Source organism: Bacillus mojavensis (assembly GCF_012648005.1).
Taxonomy (GTDB): domain Bacteria; phylum Bacillota; class Bacilli; order Bacillales; family Bacillaceae; genus Bacillus; species Bacillus mojavensis.
Map to the genome: position 1 here is coordinate 1158205 of NZ_CP051464.1, position 19658 is coordinate 1177862.

Here is a 19658-nt window from a genome sequence, read left to right on the forward strand (position 1 = left end):
AGGAGGGATAACATGAAACGAAGAAAATTCAACTCTTTTTTGGCGACAGTGCTAATTTTCGCACTGATCTTCAGCCTTTTTTCTCCAGGCACCAAAGCAGCAGCTGCCGGAACCATTGATGTAGCCGGTGTGCTGGAAAAAGGCAAGGAACAAACAGGAACCATGAAGGAGCCGGAACAGGCGAAATGGTATCAAGTGAATCCGGGAAAGGCAGATATTCAGAAAGACTCTCATATGGCATTGACTGTTAAGAGTGATGCTGTTCTGAATGTATCTGTCTACCCAAGCAAGGAAAAAGCGCTTAAGGATGAGACGTTTGACATGTACCGTTCCTACACAGCTGAGGATGGTAAAAATGAAATTGTTTTTCCATACGCGTGGAGCGGTCCTTACTATGTGAAAGTTGAATACCTCGGAGAAGAAGAACCAGAGGACGGCGGAACGGCCGAAGCAGCTGAGGAAGCCAAATATACGATTGGATATACAGGCACCAAAAAACAGCCGTCAGATTTAGAGCAGGAAGAAGCTTGTCCGGTGGAAATGAGTGTCGATCAGAAAAAATCGGGAAAAAGCATCCTGGACAAGCTGAGAGCGATTCGTGATGAGCAGCTGAGCCAAACAGCAGAAGGCAAAGAACTGACAAGCCTTTACTACAAAGCGGCGCCGTTTATCGTGGCAAAGCTAGCACTCAATAAAACAGCGAGAAATGAAATCTATCAGGACCTTGTGACATTAAAGCCGCTGTTTGAGGATGTGTCAGAAAACGGAGCTTCTTCTTCATATAAGATGACTGAAAAGGATCAAAAAGCGATTAATCGGCTTTACGATACAGCTTTACAATCAGTCCCGTCTTTCCTTAAAGAGGAGATAAAGAAACAGGCGGAACGATTAAATATCAAGCAGCTGCAAGGCAAAACAGCAGGAGCAATTTTAACAGAAAACAAGATTGCGGCAAAAAGCGAAGTTCAGACAACAAAGGTCATTTTCAAGGTGAAGAACAATAAAAGCCTCTCATCCGTACATAACGAAATGAAGGGCTTTACTGCCAGCGCGCAATCGAAAAAAGACATTTCTAATGTGAAAAAGGCAAAGAAACTGTTTGACAACCTGTACTCTTTTGAACTGCCGAAGGATCAAAAGCAAAGCGGGACATATACGGCAAGCGCAAAACGCGTGAAAAGCGCTGCTGCGACATTATCCAAGATGTCTAACGTAGAGTTTGCGGAACCGGTTCAGGAATACAAAAGCCTGTCTAACGACGTTCAGTACTCTTACCAGTGGCCGCTTAGAAACAGTGGTGAAAACGGCGGCATCAAAAATGCAGATGTCAAATACGAGCCTGCCAGCACATTGTTGTCCAAGCGCAAGCTGAACGATACATTGATTGCGGTTGTGGACACAGGTGTAGACAGTACGCTTGCTGATTTAAAAGGAAAAGTAAGAACCGATCTCGGGCATAATTTTGTCGGACGGAATAACAATGCAATGGATGATCAGGGGCATGGGACACATGTCGCCGGCATTATTGCCGCCCAAAGTGATAACGGCTATTCCATGACTGGCCTGAACGCCAAAGCGAAAATTATACCGGTAAAAGTGCTTGATTCCACAGGCTACGGAGATACTGAACAAATTGCCCTCGGCATCAAATACGCAGCTGACAAAGGAGCAAAGGTCATTAACTTAAGCTTAGGCGGAGGCTACAGCCGCGTGCTTGAATTTGCTTTGAAATACGCGGCTGACAAAAACGTCCTGGTTGCGGCAGCCAGCGGAAACGATGGAGCCATTTCCTTATCTTACCCAGCTTCCTCTAAATATGCCATGTCAGTTGGAGCGACGAACCGTATGGATATGACAGCAGACTTCTCTAACTACGGGAAAGGTCTCGACATCAGTGCGCCGGGTTCTGATATCCCCAGCTTGGTGCCGAACGGAAATGTGACGTACATGAGCGGAACGTCCATGGCGACACCTTATGCAGCGGCTGCGGCAGGACTGCTGTTTGCACAAAATCCTAAGCTTAAAAGAACAGAAGTGGAGGATATTCTGAAAAAGACAGCGGATGATATTTCCTTTGAAAGCGCCGACGGCGGAGAAGAGGAAATGTATGACGATAATGGCGATCCAATTGAAATTCCCCGCATCCCAGGAGTTGACTGGCATTCCGGATACGGCCGGCTGAATGTGATGCAGGCTGTCAGTGCTGTTGATTTACAGGTAAAGGTCAATAAGCTGGAAAGCACGCAAACAGCCGTCAGAGGAAAAGCGAAGGAAGGCACGCTGATCGAGGTGATGAGCGGCAAGAAAAAACTCGGGAGTGCCAAAGCGGGAAAAGACGGTGCATTCAAAGTCAGCATCCCGACTCAGAAACAAGATAAAGTCCTGCATGTGAAAGCCTCTAAAGGCGATGCAAAAACATCCTTACAAGTGGTTGTCGTGAAAGGAAAACCATCCGGCACACCAAAAGTAAAGGCTGTCAAAACGAAAGACACAGCAGTAAAAGGCACGGCGAACAGCAAAGCGGTGATCAAAGTGAAAGACAAATCGAAAAAAGTGATCGCTTCTGGTAAAGCTGACGCCAAAGGGGCCTTTACGGTAAAAATCAAAAAACAAAAAGCCGGGACGGTGCTGTACGTCACGGCAGCTGATACGGATAAAAAAGAAAGCAAGGCTGTAAAGTTTGTTGTAGAAAAATAAAGAAAAAGCGGTGCCGAAGCACCGCTTTTTTATTTGCGTCCCCGCTGGACTGCTGAATACATAATGGAGCGCTTTCCATCGGAAGCCGTCCATTCGAACCGGTCGCCAGCCGCTCCTTTGCTGTAATGGTGCTGCAGCGCGCATTGGGCGGTGTCGTTTGAGAAGTGATAAAAGGAAACGCCCTGTTCCTCTGAGATATCTGAAAAGACCTCTTTATTATAAGAAAACACGCAATCGAATACCGATAAACCAAAGCTGTGCAAATGCTGCAAAAAAGCGAGAAAGGTTTCATCATCCAGCGAATCCAGAAGCGCCATGAGCGGACGTTTTACCGATTTTTCATAGCGTATGCATTCTCCGCCGGAAAGGGAGATGTCCTCTCCGCAGCATGTCAGAACCAATTTGTTCTGGAAGCCGGCCTGCGCCCACTTCCCTTCACGCTGAATCCAGATCGGTCTGTTTTGAAGACTTTCCGCCAGCAGTACATCACCTTCCTCGTTTTCAATTAAGCATATGCCGTCTTCGATCAGTATGGTGCCGTATTCCCATTTCTGTTCATCTTTATATAGAAATTGTTTTCGTTTCATAAATGAAGTGCTCTCCTTTTTTCTTCGTTCCTCTCTTTTCTTTCCAATACAAGCCTGTCCCATACAACTCTTTTGTGGACAAATCAACTATCTGTCTATAGATGCATAAACTTACTAAGGTGCTGAAAGAAACGAATTTGATACCGATAGAAACGGGATTGGAGCTGATATCACATGTGTGGAATTACGGGTTGGGTCGACTTTAAAAAGCAGCTCGTCCAAGAAAAACAAACGATGAACAGAATGACAGACACTCTTTCCAAACGGGGGCCTGATGATTCTAACGTTTGGGGAGAGCACCATGTTTTATTCGGACATAAAAGGCTTGCGGTTGTCGATATTGAAGGCGGACGCCAGCCGATGGCATGCACCTATAAAGGGGATACGTACACAATTATTTACAATGGTGAGCTGTATAACACGGAAGATCTGCGCAAAGAGCTGCGGGCGCGGGGTCATCAGTTCGAGCGGACGTCTGATACCGAGGTGTTGCTGCACAGCTACATTGAATGGCAGGAGGATTGTGTAGATCGCTTGAACGGCATTTTCGCCTTCGCCGTGTGGGATGAAAAGCGTGATTTGCTGTTTGCGGCGAGGGACCGTCTTGGCGTGAAGCCGTTTTTTTATACGGAGCAAGGCTCTTCTTTTCTCTTCGGATCGGAACTCAAAGCCCTCCTCGCACACCCCGAGGTGAAAGCGCGGGTGGACAGAACGGGTCTCTCGGAAATTTTCGGGCTTGGACCGTCCAGAACTCCGGGTACAGGCGTGTTTAAAGGCATAAAAGAAGTCCGGCCGGCCCACGCGCTGACGTTTTCTAAAGACGGTCTGAACATATGGCGTTATTGGAATGTTAAAAGCGAGAAACATACGGACAGCTTTGAAGACAGTGTGGCCAATGTGAGATCATTGTTTCAGGATGCGGTGACGCGGCAGCTTGTGTCGGATGTTCCGGTTTGTACGTTCCTATCCGGAGGACTTGATTCGAGTGCCATTACCGCCATTGCCGCAGGTCATTTTGAAAAGGAAGGAAAAGCCCCTCTTCATACTTATTCGATTGATTACGAAGAAAACGATAAATTTTTTCAGGCGAGCGCCTTTCAGCCGAATGACGACGGGCCGTGGATTGAAAAAATGACAGAGGCCTTCGGCACGACGCACCATAAATGTGTCATCAGCCAAAAAGATCTCGTCGATCATTTGGAGGAAGCCGTTCTGGTCAAAGACCTGCCGGGAATGGCTGATGTCGACTCGTCTCTATTGTGGTTTTGCCGTGAAATCAAAAAGGATTTTGTCGTCAGCCTGTCAGGAGAATGCGCGGATGAGATTTTCGGCGGTTACCCCTGGTTCCATACAGCAGACGTTGAGTCCGGTTTTCCGTGGATGAGATCGACAGAAGAGCGGATGAAGCTGCTCTCCGATTCGTGGCAGAAAAAATTGAATTTGAAAGAATACGTATATGCAAAATACGAAGAAACCTTGGCCGAAACGCCGTTATTAGACGGTGAAACAGGTGAGAATAAAGCGAGAAGGCAGCTGTTCTATTTGAATATGCTATGGTTTATGACCAATCTTTTGGATCGTAAGGATCGCATGAGCATGGGGGCGAGCCTTGAGGTGCGGGTGCCGTTTGCTGATCATCGGCTCGTTGAATACGTCTGGAATATCCCATGGGAAATGAAAATGCATGACAACCGGGAAAAAGGCATTTTGCGAAAAGCACTTGAAGGCATTTTGCCTGATGACATCTTATATCGTAAAAAAAGCCCGTATCCGAAAACCCACCATCCTGAATATACAAAAGGAGTCAGCGAGTGGCTGAAAGCGATCAGGAGCCAAAAGGACTCCGTGCTCCATACCCTGCTGGACAGAAAACAATTGGATCAGCTTTTAGAGACGGAAGGCTCCTCCTTTCAGGTCCCATGGTACGGACAGCTGATGAAAGGACCGCAGCTGATCGCCCACCTTGCCCAAATTCATACATGGTTTGAGGCGTATCGAATTGATATTGAAGAAGCATAAAAGAGAGGCCGATTCTGCAAAAAGGAATCGGCCTTTCTTCATATACATTTGCGAAAAAACATAATAGACTTGAAGAAGTGAATACATAGGAGTGAATAGGAATGAAAGAAATAAAAGAAGCTTATCAGCAATGCGGACAGATTGTCAGCGAATACGCGCCAGCCTGTTTTAAGGCATTCTCTTTTCTCCCGCTGAAGCAAAGACAAGCTGTTTGGGCAGTGTTGGCATTTTGTCATACGACAGCCAGTGCGGACGAGGAGGCGTTACCTGTATTCGAAGCTGAGGCTGAACATGTTTTTCAAAGAACAAGTAACGGGAAACACGATTTGTGGAAGGCGTTTGATCATGCGTATCAGACATTTAGATTAGACAGCGAGCCTTTTCGGGAATTCCTTGCCGCAAAGAAAGAAGAACCGAAGACGCATGAAACCCTTGATGAACTGCTCATGGGCGCATATCAGACGGGCGGAAACGCGGGATTAATGCTGCTGCCGATGCTGACGCGCCGAAATCAAGATCAGCTCAAACAAGCAGCCGTCTCTCTCGGCTTGGCCATACAGCTGATTCAAATTTTAAACGATCTTGGCACGGATCAGCACCAAAAAAACTGCATTCCCCGCCAGGTGATGCAGCAATTCGGCTATACAGAGGCCGATCTTCAAAAAGGCACCGTCAATAAAGCGTTCACGATGACGTGGGAGTACATCGCTTTTGAAGCGGAGGCTTACCTTGAAGAGTGCCTGGATGCCCTGCCGCTTTTCCCTCAGTATTCTCAAAAAGCGGTAAAAGCTGCAGCCCAGCTGTACCGAGCCATTCTGGAAAAAGTCCGAGCGGAGCAGTACAACGTTTTTGAACAAAAGCACGCCTTAACAGACAGCGAAGTAAAACTGATTCTGTCCAAACTGTAAAAAAACACCCGGCTTGTTCTGCCCGGGTGTTACGCCATACCTTTTTGAATCCAGATCCGTGAGCGCCATCTTCTGTACATGAGAATTCCCCGGACCCATTCATCCGCGATAAAAGAAATCCATACGCCGGCAAGCCCGAAGCCGAGATGAATGCCCAATAGATAAGCAAGCGGAAGGCCGATGCCCCACATGGATATCATCGCCATGTAGACTGGGAATTTCGCATCCCCCGCGGCGCGCAGGGAGTTAATGATAATCACATTAAACGAGCGGCCCGGTTCAAGGATGATGGTCATCGCAATCAAAAGGCTTGCAGTGGCAATAATATCAGGGCTTTGCGTAAAGATGCCGATAAGGTCTTTTGAAAAGATGGTCATCAAAACAGATGTGGCCGCAGCGATTCCGATCGCCCAATACAAGCTTTTCATGCAGCGCTCATATGCGGCGTCAAACTGTTTGCCGCCGATATAGCGGCCGATTAAAATTTGTGTGCCTTGGCTGATCGCAGTCCCGAAGAGCAGAATAAACATCGTAATATTTTGCGTATACACTTTGGTTGTTAAAGCCTGCGCACCCATGATGGCAATAAAATAAGTGACAATCATTTGCGAAAGGTTATAAGAAAGCTGTTCGCCTGCTGAAGGAATGCCGATTTTCAGCAGCTTGCGCAAATGGTCTTTATGCATATGAAATACTTTTTTCAACGACATCTTCAGCTGAATGCGTTTGTTTACAATGACAATCATCGCGATTAATCCGATGACACGTGCGATAGATGTGGACATGGCAACACCGGCAACGCCGAGAACAGGGAAGCCGAACAGACCGAAAATGACAACAAAGTTTCCGGCAATGTTTAAAATGTTCATGCCGATTGTGACAAACATTGTATCCTTTGTGTGGCCGTAGCTTTTTAAGATCGCGCTGAATGTCATGATTAAAGCCTGAATAAAGGACAGACCTCCGACAACTTGTAAAAAGACTTTAGCGTCAGGCATCAGCTCATTTGATAATCCCATCATTTGAAGCAGAGGAACTGCCGCAAAAAAGATGAGAGCGCTGATGGCAAGGCTGATGAAGAAGTTGGCTGCGATTGACACATAAGCGACTTCCATAGCTTCTTTCTTTTGCCGGGATCCTAAAAATTGCGAGATGACAACAGTTGTACCTGTTGCGATAAAGCTGAACATCACGATAATTAAATTCAAAATCTGGTTGCTGACGCCGACTGCCGCCACACTGTTATCTGAGTATTGGCTGAGCATCAGTGTATCAGCATTACCCATAAACATATATAATGAGACCTCAATAAAGATCGGCCAAGTAAGCGAAAATAATGAGAACGATTTGTCAGCGGGTTTTTTCAAAGCAGTTGATTTGAAGACAGCTTGTTTCATAGTGTCTAACCCCTTTCGTAAATAAAATCAACGTTTTAAAGTGTACCTCCATTTCCTTATAATAAAAAGGGAGAGAAACGATACTTCTTGCAAAAATCCGACTTAAAAAGGAGGATGATCAAATTGCCTCGCATCCTGTTTACAGTCCCGCCTTTTCCGGTGTTTATTGCAGCCGGAGAAGGTGTTTTTAAAAAAGGAGAAACCCATGTCAAACGTGTTTTCTCTGTATTTGATCTGATATACGTCAAGCAGGGGACGTTATATATCACTGAAAATGAAAAATCGTTCTCCGTTGAAGGGGGCGAATATATCTTGCTTTCTCCCGGTCTTGAACACTATGGGACAAAGGGCAGTGATGAAGCGACCTCCTATTATTGGCTTCACTTTGATGAACATAGATACGAATTTACCGCAAAAGGGGGCAGCAATTGGGCAGAGCTTCAGCAGGAAAAGGGGAGCTTCGAGGAACCGGCCCGCTACGGACTTGCATTGCCGAGAAAAGGCAAGGTGCAGCGCCCGCAATTTATGGCGCAGCAATTTGAAAGACTTATTGATTATTCTGCAGGAAACTCCGATTTGCCGCTCAGAAAACAAATTTTGTTTGAGGAGTTGATGCTGCACCTGCAAAAAGAGGCGTTCCAAATTCCATCTGCAAAAGAGCGGGTGGCATGGGAGGCGGCCCGATACTTACAGGAGCACTATAAGGAGAAAACGACAATCAAGGATCTGTCGCTCGCCCTGCACTATAATCAGGATTATGTGACCCGCTGCATGCAGCAAGTGCTTGGAGTCACGCCGGGCCAATACACAAATCGGGTGAGAATGACTGAAGCCAAGCGCCTTTTATCCTCGACAAATGATAAAATGGGCGTCATCGCGGAAACGATTGGAATGGAGGACCCGACATACTTTTCAAAGCTCTTTAAGCAAATTGAAGGCATTTCACCAATTGAATACCGGAAGATTGTCAGCCGGAAAGTCCAATAAGCAGACGAGGGATGAAGATGAAAACGACAATTTACGATGTGGCGAGGAAGGCGGGTGTCTCGATCACGACCGTATCGCGCGTCATTAACCATACGGGCCGTATCAGCGACAAAACAAGGCAAAGGGTCATGAATGTAATGAAGGAAATGGAGTACACACCCAATGTCCACGCCGCTGCTTTAACGGGAAAGCGAACCAATATTATCGGCCTTGTGACGCCTGATATTTCAAATCCGTTTTACGGCGAGCTCGCGAAAAGCATAGAGGAAAGAGCGGATGAGCTTGGTTTTCAGATAATCATTTGCAGTACCGATTACGATCCGAAAAAAGAAACGAAATATTTTTCTGTCTTAAAGCAAAAAAACGTAGACGGCATCATTTTTGCGACAGGAATTGAGAATCATGACAGCATGGCTGCTTTAGAGGAAATCATTAACGAACATATCCCGCTCGCCATGATTTCTCAGGATAAGCCTCTTCTTCCGATGGATATCGTCGTAATGGATGATGTGCTCGGCGGGTATGAGGCTGCCAAGCATCTTCTATCACTGGGCCACACAAAGATCGCCTGCATTGTGGGTGATGGGTCAACGACAGGTGAAAAAGACAGAATCAAAGGATTCCGGCAGGCGATGGAGGAAGCGAATGTGCCGGTCGATGAGTCGCTGATCATTCCGACACGCTTCTCTTTGGAGAGCGGAAAAGAAGAGGCTGGAAAATTGCTGGACAGGGATACGCCTACGGCTATTTTCGCTTTTAACGATGTATTGGCCTGTGCCGCCATTCAGGCGGCGAGAATAAGAGGCATGAAAGTCCCGGATGACCTGTCAATCATCGGTTTTGATAACACCATACTCGCTGAAATGGTCGATCCGCCCCTGACTACAATAGCCCAGCCGATTAAAGAAATGGGGCAGCGCGTCATTGAACTGCTGGCGGAAGAAATCGAAGGAAAACGAAAGACAAAACAAAAAATAGTGTTATCACCTGAGCTAGTGATCAGACATTCTACATCACCGTTCAAGAAAAGAATCCGATAATACAGGGGGTTCTTTTCTTTTTGACAGAGAAGACGAAAAAGATATTGCATGGGAACAAAGGACATTGTAAAATGAAATCACCTTTTGAGAAAGCGCTTGCGCAATAAATATCAGCCAAATAGTGGGTAAACCGCTATTTTTTTAAAGCATTTTGGTGAAGCGCTTTCATTAGGCGGTAAAAAAGGAGTATGAGGAGATGAGGACATGGGGAATCGAGTAAGATGCGCGGTATTAGGGTTAGGGAGACTGGGACACTATCATGCAAGAAACCTTATGACCAGTGTTCCGGGAGCTGAGCTTGTCAGTGTCGGTGATCCGATGAAAGGGAAAGCCGAGCAGGTCGCTAAAGAATTCGGGCTTGAAAAATGGTCGGAGGATCCGCATGAGATTTTAGCAGATCCCGAGATTGATGCAGTGGTCATCGTAACGCCGACAAGCACACATGGGGAAATGATCATCAAAGCGGCGGAAAACGGCAAGCAGATTTTCGTTGAAAAACCGCTGACATTAAGCCTTGAGGAATCAAAGGCGGTTTCTGAAAAAATAAAAGAAACAGGTGTCATCTGCCAAGTCGGTTTTATGAGGCGTTTTGATCCTGCATATGCGGATGCGAAACGGCGGTTAGATGCGGGTGAGATCGGCAAACCCATTTATTATAAAGGCTTTACACGCGACCAGGGAGCGCCTCCCGCTGAGTTTATCAAACATAGCGGAGGGATCTTTATCGACTGTTCCATCCATGACTACGATATTGCCCGTTATTTGCTCGGAGCGGAGATTACTTCTGTTTCCGGACACGGCCGGATTTTAAACAACCCATTTATGGAACAATACGGCGATGTTGATCAGGCGCTGACGTATTTAGAATTTGATTCCGGCGCTGCTGGGGACGTTGAGGCAAGCAGAACTTCTCCATACGGACATGACATCCGTGCAGAAATTATCGGGACAGAAGGCAGCATTTTCATAGGGACATTGAGAAATCAACATGTGACCATCCTGACCGCTAAAGGGAGCAGCTATGAGATTATCCCAGACTTTCAAACTCGTTTTCATGAAGCCTACTGCTTGGAACTTCAGCATTTTGCCGAGTGTGTCCGGAGTGGTAAAGCGCCGATTGTGACAGATATCGATGCGACGATCAATTTAGAAGTCGGCATCGCCGCAACCCATTCGTATCGAAGCGGCAGGCCTGTACAGTTGGATGAGAAGAGTGCTTTCACTAGTTTGTCAACCTTATCATGATACCTATAGTTTCCGTATTCCTGCAAATTCATATCAAAAAAGCAAGGACAATTTAGCCCTTGCTTTCTGTCTTTTCATATAGATAATAGACATAATCGGTTGGTACACCTGTATGGCCAAGCTGCCTCAGCATTGCGGTCACGTTCCCTCTGTGATACGTGCCATGGTTGACGACATGCAGGATGACGTCTGCATAAGTTGTCTCTAGTGTTCCATGTGTCGGATGCTGAAATGAGACTTGCTGTTCAAAGTCCGTCTGGCGGCTGAAGAAATCATGATACTGTGCCTGCAGTTCAGCTACATGCTCTTTAATCGCTGCCATATTACGATGTGCAGCCTCGAATTTGCCGACACTGTCTATCACCTCTTTGTAGGTTGCTCCTGAAAGAGTTTTCAGCCATATGTAGTCAGCCCTGCACATATGAAGCAGCACGTCGCTGACAGAAGGGAATACGCTCTTTACTTCTTGATAAGCCGTTTCCTCCGGCAGGTTTTCGATACGGTTCAATATTCGCTTGTTCGCCCAGCAATGGTAGTCATAAAACTGTCTTGCATCAGTCACAAACATCGCCCCCTTTTCTAAATAATAGAATTCGATGTTTAGGCTGTGTTTTCCTTCAGTTAACGAAAGATCGAGAACAAGAAATAGACGGCGGCAGCCCACATTACCACCGCAGAACATTTGTTTACGATTAGCATAAGCCTGCCGCTTGTATCCATTGTCTGAAACAGCCTGCCCGCTATCGCAAGACTGATAAACCAAATCCAAGACACAGCGATGCAGGCGGACATAAAGAGCCATTTCTCAAGCCCTGAATATTGGAGCGAGCTCGTGCCGATGATGCCGATCGTGTCCAGAATAGCGTGTGGGTTTAAAAGAGAAACGGCGGCCGCAAACGCAGCTTGTTTTTTAGCTGTGAACGTATGTTTCTCATTTTGGTTTGCTTTCGGACGGCTGTTCCAAGTCACCCAGCCCATATAGAGAAGAAACAAAAATCCGCCGGTCATCATGACGGTTTCAAACATAGGCAGCTGCTGCACGATGACAGATACGCCTGCGACAGCCAAAACAATTAACAGAGTATCGCAGACAGAAGCGCTAATGATGGCGGGGAATGCCCGCCAAATATGCCTTTGCCACGCTCCCTGCTGAAAAATAAACACATTCTGCGTCCCCAGCGGCAAAATTAAGCCGAAGGCCAGCACGATTCCGTGAATCATTGCATTCATGCTGAAAAAACTCCCTTCACATCTGTTTTTCTCATGATAATAGAGAAGATTTTACATGTCTCCGGCCATTTGGTTGGTTTTGAACCCAGCCAAATGTATAATGATGAAAAAAGGGGGCGTAACGTTGTCACATTGGCAGCCGAGCCGTGAATCGGACATTCCGCTTCATCGGCAAATCGAGCAATATATAAAAGAAAAAATTCTCCATGGCGAGTGGGCTGTAGGGACGAAAATTCCGTCGCAAAGAACGCTGGCGGATATGTTTCAGGTTAACCGGAGCACAGTGACAGCGGCGATTGATGAACTCGCGTCTCAAGGTCTGTTAGAGGGGAGAAGAGGCGGCGGCACGAAGGTAGTAAACAGCACATGGAGCGTGCTTGCGTCAGCTCCGCCGCTTGATTGGAGCACCTATGTCCGCTCAGGGATTCATCATCCCAATTCTTCTATCATTCAGGATATTAATAAAAACGAGGTGCGAGCGGATATCATTCGGCTGGGAACGGGAGAGCTTTCACCAGAGCTGCTGCCGGCTGAAACGATGCGCAGGATGTTTCAGCAAATCAATCCGCCTGCCCTGTCTTTAGGATACGAACAGCCGAAAGGAAATATAAACCTGCGGGAGGCGGTGGCTGAGCATTTAAAAACAAAGCATATCAATGTGTCACCTTCCGCCATTTTAATTGTATCCGGCGCGCTGCAGGCGCTCCAGCTCATTTCGATTGGGCTTTTAAAGCGGGACTCAGTCATTTTGACAGAAAAACCATCCTATCTTCACTCTTTACATGTGTTTCAATCCGCAGGGATGCGGCTTCGCGGCGTGCCTATGGATGAAGAAGGAATGCAGCCGGGACTGATTTCAGCTTACCGGAAGCAATACGGGGGCCAGCTGCTTTACACGATCCCGTCGTTTCATAATCCGACTGGCATCGTCATGTCAGAGAGGAGAAGGGAAGAGGTTGTCAATTTGTCAAAAAAAGAGCAGCTGCCGGTCATTGAGGATAATGCATACGGTGATTTGTGGTTGGAAGAACAGCCGCCGCTGCCGTTAAAGTCGATGGATCAGGAAGGCAATGTCCTGTATCTCGGCACGTTTTCGAAAACAGTAAGCCCCGGTCTTCGAATCGGCTGGCTGGTCGGCCCGGAACCAGTTATTGAAAGGCTGGCTGACATTAAAATGCAGACGGATTACGGATCAAGCGGCCTGTCTCAATGGGCAGCGGCGCAATGGCTGTCACAAGGTTATTATGATGAACATCTCGCTTGGGTAAGAGTGGAACTGAAGAAAAGGAGAGACGCGGCACTTCAGTTTCTTCAGCAGTATGCAGGGGATATTGCCGAGTGGCGCATTCCAGCCGGCGGCTTTTATATATGGGTCACATTCCACAAACAACTGCCTGTTAGGCAGCTGTTTCTTGAATTATTGAAACAGCATGTGCTGGTGAACCCTGGTTCCGTTTATGACGGCGAAGACCGGCGCAGCATCCGGCTGTCGTATTCCTATGCGTCTCTTCAGGATCTGAAAACCGGCATTAAGGCGGCTGCAGAGACAGCCCACCGCCTGATGACACAGGCTTAAGCTAGACGATGACAGCCCCCAGCGCTCTCGCAAAGGCCATTGCGTGCTCCGGAGCAATTTTGCAGCCTTTTAATTTGTCTAGTGAAACATGGATCTGTTCAAACCTGCAGGAGCTGATGTCCACGTTTTGAAGTGACGTACCGGTAAAGTTGGCGCCCTCCAGTTCGCATGCATCAAAGTGTGTCTGCTGGAGCGCCATGCTGCTGCATTCACTTTGCAGTAGGACACAATGATGAAACAGAACGTGTTTCATGTTCGAATAATAAAATGAACTGAATTGTCCATGACATTCCTCGAACGACACATTCCGCAGCGTTGAGTCCGCCAGGTTCATCCCGACCATCTTCGATTGCTTAAATAAAGTTCTGTGAAGAACAGCCCCGCTGAAATCAGCGTTCGATACATCACATTTTTCGAAAATCACATCTGTCAGCTCAATAAAACGAAAGGAAACATCGATAAACATGACATTCCGAAATACGGTTTTTTCAATACAAAGCCTGTCTATGTCTTCACCGGAAATTGAACAATCTTCAAATAAATGCATGCTGATTACATCATCTGTTGCAGCCGTTTCATGAAAATCGGCAACTTGCAGGTTTTCTGGTACGTACGGTTTTTGAATCGCTGTTTTATTCATCATCTGACATCCTTTACATTCCTGAATGACCTAAAGCTATCAGGATCAATTTCATAGATCGTTTACGCGAATTGATACATATAGTAAAACGTGAAGGGCCTTTTCTGGGTGCTGCAAGCACGCTTGTTTTGTAAGCATAAATGCAAAGCTTCCAGCACGTCAAGGCGTTTACAAGACCGGAAAGAAAAGGGAACAGGAGGAATGTGGAGTGGGGCATTACGTAAAAACCGAGGAGCATGTGACACTGTTTGTGGAGGATATCGGGCAGGGAAGGCCGATTATTTTTTTGCATGGCTGGCCGCTGAATCATAAGATGTTTGAATATCAAATGAATGAGCTGCCGAAAAGAGGTTTCCGTTTTATTGGTATCGATTTTCGGGGCTACGGGGATTCCGACCGTCCGTGGGAAGGCTACGATTATGACACGATGGCAGATGACGTGAAGGCCGTCATTTATACGCTGCAGCTTGAGAACGCGGTTCTTGCCGGTTTTTCGATGGGCGGCGCAATTGCGATCCGCTACATGGCAAGGCATGAGAGCGCCGATATCGATAAGCTGGTTTTATTGTCAGCGGCCGCGCCTGCATTTACAAAGCGCCCGGGCTATCCGTACGGCATGAGGAAACAGGACATTGATGACATGATTGAACAATTCAAAAGCGATCGGCCGAAGACGCTTGCTGACCTGGGAAAGCAGTTTTTCGAGAAACAAGTCTCTCCGGAGTTCCAGCAATGGTTTCAGAACCTTTTGCTGGATGCTTCCTCTTACGGGACAATTCACTCAGGCATTGCGTTAAGAGACGAGGATCTCAGAAAGGATCTGGCAGACATCAAGGTGCCGACACTCATCCTGCACGGCAGAAAGGACAAAATCGCTCCGTTTGATTTTGCTAGAGAATTAAAACGCGGCATAAAGCAGTCGGAATTGGTTCCATTTGAAAACAATGGACACGGGCTCTTTTATGAGGAAAAAGAAAAAATCAACAGCCTGATTGCGCAGTTTGCTAAATAAAAAAACCCGATCAATGTCGGGTTTTTTAAATAATGCCTTTGCGCTGCAATTCTTTGATGATCAAATCAGCTCCGTCCGTAATGGACGTTTGGTCAGATTCAATGATTAAATCGGGAGAGAGAGGTGCTTCATATGGAGAATCAATCCCCGTGAAATGTTTAATGTCTCCGTTGCGCGCTTTTTTATAAAGGCCTTTCGGATCCCGCTGTTCACAAATCTGGAGCGGGCATTTCACATAAATTTCTAGAAATTCTCCGTTGGGAAACAGCGCTCTGACCATATCCCGATCCTCTCTGAACGGAGAAATAAAAGCTGTTAAGATCATTTGGCCGCTATCGACAAACAGCTTCGCGACTTCCCCAATCCGGCGGATGTTTTCAATTCTGTCCTCAGTCCGAAAGCCGAGATCTTGATTCAATCCGTGGCGGATATTATCGCCGTCCAGCACATAACTCCGAATTCCCATGCGATAGAGCTTTTCATCTACTGCATTGGCGAGGACTGATTTTCCTGAGCCGGACAGACCGGTAAACCAAAGGGCGCAGCTTTTATGTCCGTTTAAACTTTGTCTGTCAGATTTTTTGATCGCCGCGGGATGCCAAACGATATTTGGATTATGTGTCATTCTGATCCCTCGCTGTTTCTCTGAATGGCAACAGGCTGCTGATGGAGCCCCTTTATCAGTACGTTTGCGACCTCTGGCCGGCTGAATTCTTTCGGGGGCTTTTTGCCTTGGCGGAGAAGCTCTCTCACTTTGGTGCCTGATAAATGGATGTGATCTCTTGCGCTGTGCGGGCACGTTTTGGAGGTGCCCATATTTCCGCATTTCCGGCAGTAAAAGCTATGCTCAAAAAACAACGGCTTGATACCCAGCTCTTCCTCGGTGAACGATCCGAAAATGGTCTGTGCGTCGTACGTTCCGTAATAGCTGCCGACGCCTGCATGATCGCGGCCGACGATAAAATGGGTGCAGCCGTAATTTTTGCGGACGAGCGCATGGAAAATCGCTTCACGCGGTCCGGCATACCGCATGGCGGCAGGGAACACCGATAACATCACCCGGTCCTTTGGATAATACTGGTCAAGCAAAACTTGGTAGCTTTCCATTCTGATATCACTCGGAATATCATCTGATTTCGTTTCTCCTACTAGCGGATGAAGCAGCAGACCGTCGACGGTTTCCAACGCTGTTTTTTGAATATATTCATGGGCTCTGTGAACGGGATTTCGGGTCTGAAAGCCGACAATCGTTTTCCAGCCGAGCTTTTCAAAGGCCGTTCTCGTTTCCGCCGGCGCTGCATAAAACTGTTCGAAGGACTTGTCGGGAAAGCGGCTGACAAGGATAGGCCCTCCAATATAAAAGTCCGGCCGCTCCAGCAACTTTTTCACTCCGGGGTGAGCGGGATCGTTTGTTTTATAAACAGACAGCGCCTCCAGTGTTTTATCTGGCTGATAGATATCAGTCACTGTCATCATGCCGTACGTCACGCCGTGTTTCACAAGCTTCACGTGATTTCCGACAGACAGCTGTTTTGCTGTTTCTTCACTGACAGGCAGCGTAATAGGCAGGCTCCACGGCAAACCGTTCGCCAGCCTCATCTCTTTCACAACGGAATGATAATCTTTTTCTCCCAAAAAACCTGTTAACGGGCTGTATCCGCCGATCCCGATAAGCTCGAGGTCGCTCAGTGCCAGCTGATCAAGCTCAGCTTCGCAAGTGCAGCCATCAAAAGTGCATGCGGGATCGAAGCGGTTGATTAACACCCCTCCATGGGGCTCGATTGCATTCACGTGCTTAACCTCCATCTTTGCGATTTACGTTGTTTTTAACAGTCTGGACGGGCTTCTTCTTCAATTGAAAATGTGAAACCGTAACACATACAGACTTCATTCAAGAAAAAGAATAAAATCTGCTGGCGCTTCCATTCTCAGGACAAGCGTTCTTTCAATCCTGGTGCAGACCGCATTCAGTTTTCTCGCGTCCGGCCCATCTTCCCGCTCTCTCATCATTTGGGTTTGAAGAAGGCAATGTGCACATTTCACAGCCTATGCTCGGATAATTTTGATCGTGCAGTTTGTTGTAAGGCAAATTGTGGAGCCGGATGTACGTCCAAACATCATCCCATGTCCAGTAAATGAGCGGACAGATTTTAATAAGCTTAAATTTCTGATCCTGATTGATGAATTGAATATGCTTTCTCGTCGGCGACTGCTCCCGGCGCAGACCTGAAATCCAAGCTGTCATGCCCGATAAATGTTTTTGTAGAGGTGCGATTTTCCGTAATTGGCAGCAAAGATTTGGGTTGTGTTTCCATAATTCATCGCCGTACTGCTCCGCTTGTTCCTTTAAGTTCAGTTCAGGTTCAAGCAGCTGGATCGTAAATGCCGGGTATTTTTGTTTGACGGCTTCGATCAGCTCATATGTTTCCTGAAAATGGAGCCCTGTATCTAAAAAGATGATGTGCGCATGTTTGTTGATCTTTGAAATTAAGTCGAGAAGCACCATCCCTTCAGCGCCAAAGCTGCATGCATACACGATCTTATCCCCGTATGTCCTGTAAGCCCATTTCAATACATCGAGCTCATCGATCAATTGGTCCGTTATCTCTTTTGACAGCGTTTCGTTCCATGTGTCAAACGTGATGTGTTCGTTCAATATTTTCCCCCCGTTTTGCATCTGTCTGTTTTTTATCTATTGATCGAGTTATAGGCAGACTATTCACTTTTGAGATAAAGGTTCGTGCGGTAGCCGCCTAAAATGAGGAGACGGAGGCGCGGCGGAACCAATAAGAGACCAGCTGAATATGCTTTTTAGCAAAATGGTTTTATGCCCAAGGAGAGGTATTATGCCGATTACCATTTATCAGGGGCATCATCATTCACTTGCCCCGGCAGATATCAATATCGTTATTGACGTCATTCGAGCCTTTACCGTAGCCCATTTTGCTTTTATCGGCGGGGCGAAAGAAATTCTCTTGGTCCGGACAACTGAGGAAGCCTTCAAGCTGAAAGAAACCTATCCGGATTATGTATTAACAGGAGAGGAAAAGGGGGTCGGAATCAAGGGGTTTGAATTGGATAATTCCCCAAAGCGTATGGCTGAGCAGGATATGGTGGATAAGCGGCTGATTCAGAAAACGACAAACGGCGTCACAGCAGCGTTAGGAGCGCTGAAGGCCAAGCATCTTTTTGTGACCGGATTTTCTAATGCCAGAACAACAGCGGAATATGTGAAAAAGCTCACTGCAAAAGATTGTGTGCTGAACATTGTGGCTTCCCATCCGTCAGGTGATGATGATATGGCGTGTGCGGAATATATCAAAAGCATCATAGAAGGGACGAATGGTGCGGCGGCCGAAGTGATTGAAAGAATCAAAACCTCATCCGTTGCGGAGAAGTTTTTTGACAGCAGCCAGCCGTTATTTGATCCGGAAGACATTGCGTACTGTACAAAAGAAATAACGGGCGATTTCGTGATGAAAGTAAAACAAGAAAGAGAAGTTCCAACGATAGAGAGGGTCCTGATATGAATGATTTTTCACTAGAATTGCCAGTGAGAACAAGTAAACCGAGAGAAAACGGACAGACCATTTTAATCGACAACGGCTACCCCTTGCTGTTTTTCAAAGATGTAATAGGCGCGGCATCCGACTATATTGATTTTGTGAAATTCGGCTGGGGCACTTCATTACTTACAAAAGACCTTGAGGAAAAAATCAGCTCCCTGAAAGAGCATGACGTGAAGTTTTTCTTCGGCGGCACACTGTTTGAGAAATATGTAAGCCAGAATAAAGTCAATGAATTTCATCGGTACTGCACCTACTTCGGGTGCGAATATATTGAGATCTCAAACGGCACTCTCCCGATGACGAATAAAGAAAAAGCGGCTTACATTGCTGATTTTTCTGATGAATTTCTTGTGCTCAGCGAGGTGGGCAGCAAGGATGAAGAAGTGTCAAGCTGCCAGTGCTCTGAGGAATGGCTTGAGTATATTCTTGAAGATATGGAGGCAGGTGCAGAGAAAGTGATTACGGAAGCAAGGGAAAGCGGAACAGGAGGTATCTGTTCCAGCAGCGGAGATGTCCGGTTTCAAATCGTTGATGATATCATTTCGTCACATATTGATATCAGCCGAATGATATTTGAAGCACCGAACAAAACGCTCCAGCAAGGGTTCATTCAAAGGATCGGGCCGAATGTCAATCTGGCGAATATCTCATTTCACGATGCGATTGCTCTGGAGACTTTGCGCTTGGGGTTAAGATCCGATACTTTTTATTTGTAAAACAGCGGCTGCGGGGCTCTCGGTATCGGGAGAGC

The 19658-nt window shown here is 46.7% G+C and carries 17 protein-coding genes and 1 pseudogene; 10 read left to right on the top strand and 8 right to left on the bottom strand.

Going from position 1 to position 19658, the window contains the following annotated elements; all coding sequences use genetic code 11:
- The first annotated feature begins 12 nt into the window (after nt 1–12).
- Nucleotides 13–2697, top strand: coding sequence for a peptidase S8 (locus HC660_RS05940; protein ID WP_168747375.1), 2685 nt, complete (start codon nt 13–15; stop codon nt 2695–2697).
- A 29-nt stretch (nt 2698–2726) separates the two neighbouring features.
- Here the strand turns inward: HC660_RS05940 and HC660_RS05945 are convergent, their stop codons facing one another.
- Complete coding sequence (locus HC660_RS05945; RefSeq protein WP_168747376.1) at nt 2727–3284, bottom strand: DUF2777 domain-containing protein; 558 nt, start codon at nt 3282–3284, stop codon at nt 2727–2729.
- A 174-nt stretch (nt 3285–3458) separates the two neighbouring features.
- Between HC660_RS05945 and asnB the strand changes: the two genes are divergently transcribed.
- Entirely contained in the window at nt 3459–5303 is a 1845-nt protein-coding gene (gene asnB, locus HC660_RS05950; RefSeq protein WP_168747377.1) for an asparagine synthase (glutamine-hydrolyzing), read from the top strand.
- Between the two features lie 81 nt (nt 5304–5384).
- Nucleotides 5385–6211, top strand: a pseudogene (locus HC660_RS05955) (phytoene/squalene synthase family protein).
- Between the two features lie 29 nt (nt 6212–6240).
- Here the strand turns inward: HC660_RS05955 and HC660_RS05960 are convergent.
- Complete coding sequence (locus HC660_RS05960; RefSeq protein ID WP_168747379.1) at nt 6241–7608, bottom strand: MATE family efflux transporter; 1368 nt, start codon at nt 7606–7608, stop codon at nt 6241–6243.
- A 123-nt stretch (nt 7609–7731) separates the two neighbouring features.
- On the opposite strand from HC660_RS05960, the gene HC660_RS05965 reads away from it, so the two are divergent.
- From HC660_RS05965 to iolX, 3 genes are all read left to right on the top strand, one after another.
- Complete coding sequence (locus tag HC660_RS05965) at nt 7732–8595, top strand: AraC family transcriptional regulator (protein WP_168749411.1); 864 nt, start codon at nt 7732–7734, stop codon at nt 8593–8595.
- Nucleotides 8596–8612: 17 nt separating this feature from the next.
- Nucleotides 8613–9635, top strand: a complete 1023-nt coding sequence (locus tag HC660_RS05970; protein WP_168747380.1) for a transcriptional regulator DegA — start codon at nt 8613–8615, stop codon at nt 9633–9635.
- Nucleotides 9636–9839: 204 nt separating this feature from the next.
- A complete protein-coding gene (gene iolX, locus HC660_RS05975) occupies nt 9840–10880 on the top strand; it encodes a scyllo-inositol 2-dehydrogenase (RefSeq protein WP_168747381.1) in 1041 nt (346 codons plus the stop codon).
- Nucleotides 10881–10932: 52 nt separating this feature from the next.
- Here iolX and HC660_RS05980 read toward each other — a convergent pair whose 3' ends face one another.
- A complete protein-coding gene (locus tag HC660_RS05980; protein WP_168747382.1) occupies nt 10933–11442 on the bottom strand; it encodes a DinB family protein in 510 nt (169 codons plus the stop codon).
- Nucleotides 11443–11501: 59 nt separating this feature from the next.
- On the bottom strand, nt 11502–12110 hold the full coding sequence (locus HC660_RS05985) for a LysE family transporter (RefSeq protein ID WP_168747383.1): 609 nt from the start codon (nt 12108–12110) through the stop codon (nt 11502–11504).
- Nucleotides 12111–12213: 103 nt separating this feature from the next.
- Here HC660_RS05985 and pdxR point away from each other — a divergent pair, with 103 nt between their 5' ends.
- Complete coding sequence (gene pdxR / locus HC660_RS05990; RefSeq protein WP_168749413.1) at nt 12214–13686, top strand: MocR-like pyridoxine biosynthesis transcription factor PdxR; 1473 nt, start codon at nt 12214–12216, stop codon at nt 13684–13686.
- Between the two features lies 1 nt (nt 13687).
- On the opposite strand, the gene HC660_RS05995 is transcribed toward pdxR, so the two are convergent.
- Nucleotides 13688–14326 carry a pentapeptide repeat-containing protein gene (locus tag HC660_RS05995; protein WP_168747384.1) on the bottom strand — a complete coding sequence of 213 codons (639 nt, stop codon included), beginning with the start codon at nt 14324–14326 and terminating at the stop codon, nt 13688–13690.
- Nucleotides 14327–14534: 208 nt separating this feature from the next.
- On the opposite strand from HC660_RS05995, the gene HC660_RS06000 reads away from it, so the two are divergent.
- Nucleotides 14535–15338, top strand: coding sequence for an alpha/beta fold hydrolase (locus HC660_RS06000; protein ID WP_168747385.1), 804 nt, complete (start codon nt 14535–14537; stop codon nt 15336–15338).
- Nucleotides 15339–15363: 25 nt separating this feature from the next.
- Here HC660_RS06000 and cysC read toward each other — a convergent pair whose 3' ends face one another.
- From cysC to HC660_RS06015, 3 genes are all read right to left on the bottom strand, one after another.
- A complete protein-coding gene (gene cysC / locus HC660_RS06005) occupies nt 15364–15963 on the bottom strand; it encodes an adenylyl-sulfate kinase (RefSeq protein ID WP_168747386.1) in 600 nt (199 codons plus the stop codon).
- Nucleotides 15960–17129, bottom strand: coding sequence for a sulfate adenylyltransferase (gene sat, locus HC660_RS06010; protein WP_168747387.1), 1170 nt, complete (start codon nt 17127–17129; stop codon nt 15960–15962). Before sat ends, cysC begins: the two co-directional genes overlap by 4 nt.
- A 154-nt stretch (nt 17130–17283) precedes the next feature.
- Nucleotides 17284–17994: a phosphoadenylyl-sulfate reductase gene (locus HC660_RS06015; RefSeq protein ID WP_168747388.1), complete on the bottom strand. Its 711-nt coding sequence runs from the start codon at nt 17992–17994 to the stop codon at nt 17284–17286.
- 190 nt (nt 17995–18184) lie between these two features.
- On the opposite strand from HC660_RS06015, the gene HC660_RS06020 reads away from it, so the two are divergent.
- Both HC660_RS06020 and HC660_RS06025 read left to right on the top strand, forming a co-directional pair.
- Complete coding sequence (locus HC660_RS06020) at nt 18185–18868, top strand: 2-phosphosulfolactate phosphatase (protein ID WP_168747389.1); 684 nt, start codon at nt 18185–18187, stop codon at nt 18866–18868.
- Nucleotides 18865–19623, top strand: a complete 759-nt coding sequence (locus HC660_RS06025) for a phosphosulfolactate synthase (protein WP_168747390.1) — start codon at nt 18865–18867, stop codon at nt 19621–19623. Before HC660_RS06020 ends, HC660_RS06025 begins: the two co-directional genes overlap by 4 nt.
- Nucleotides 19624–19658: the final 35 nt, after the last annotated feature.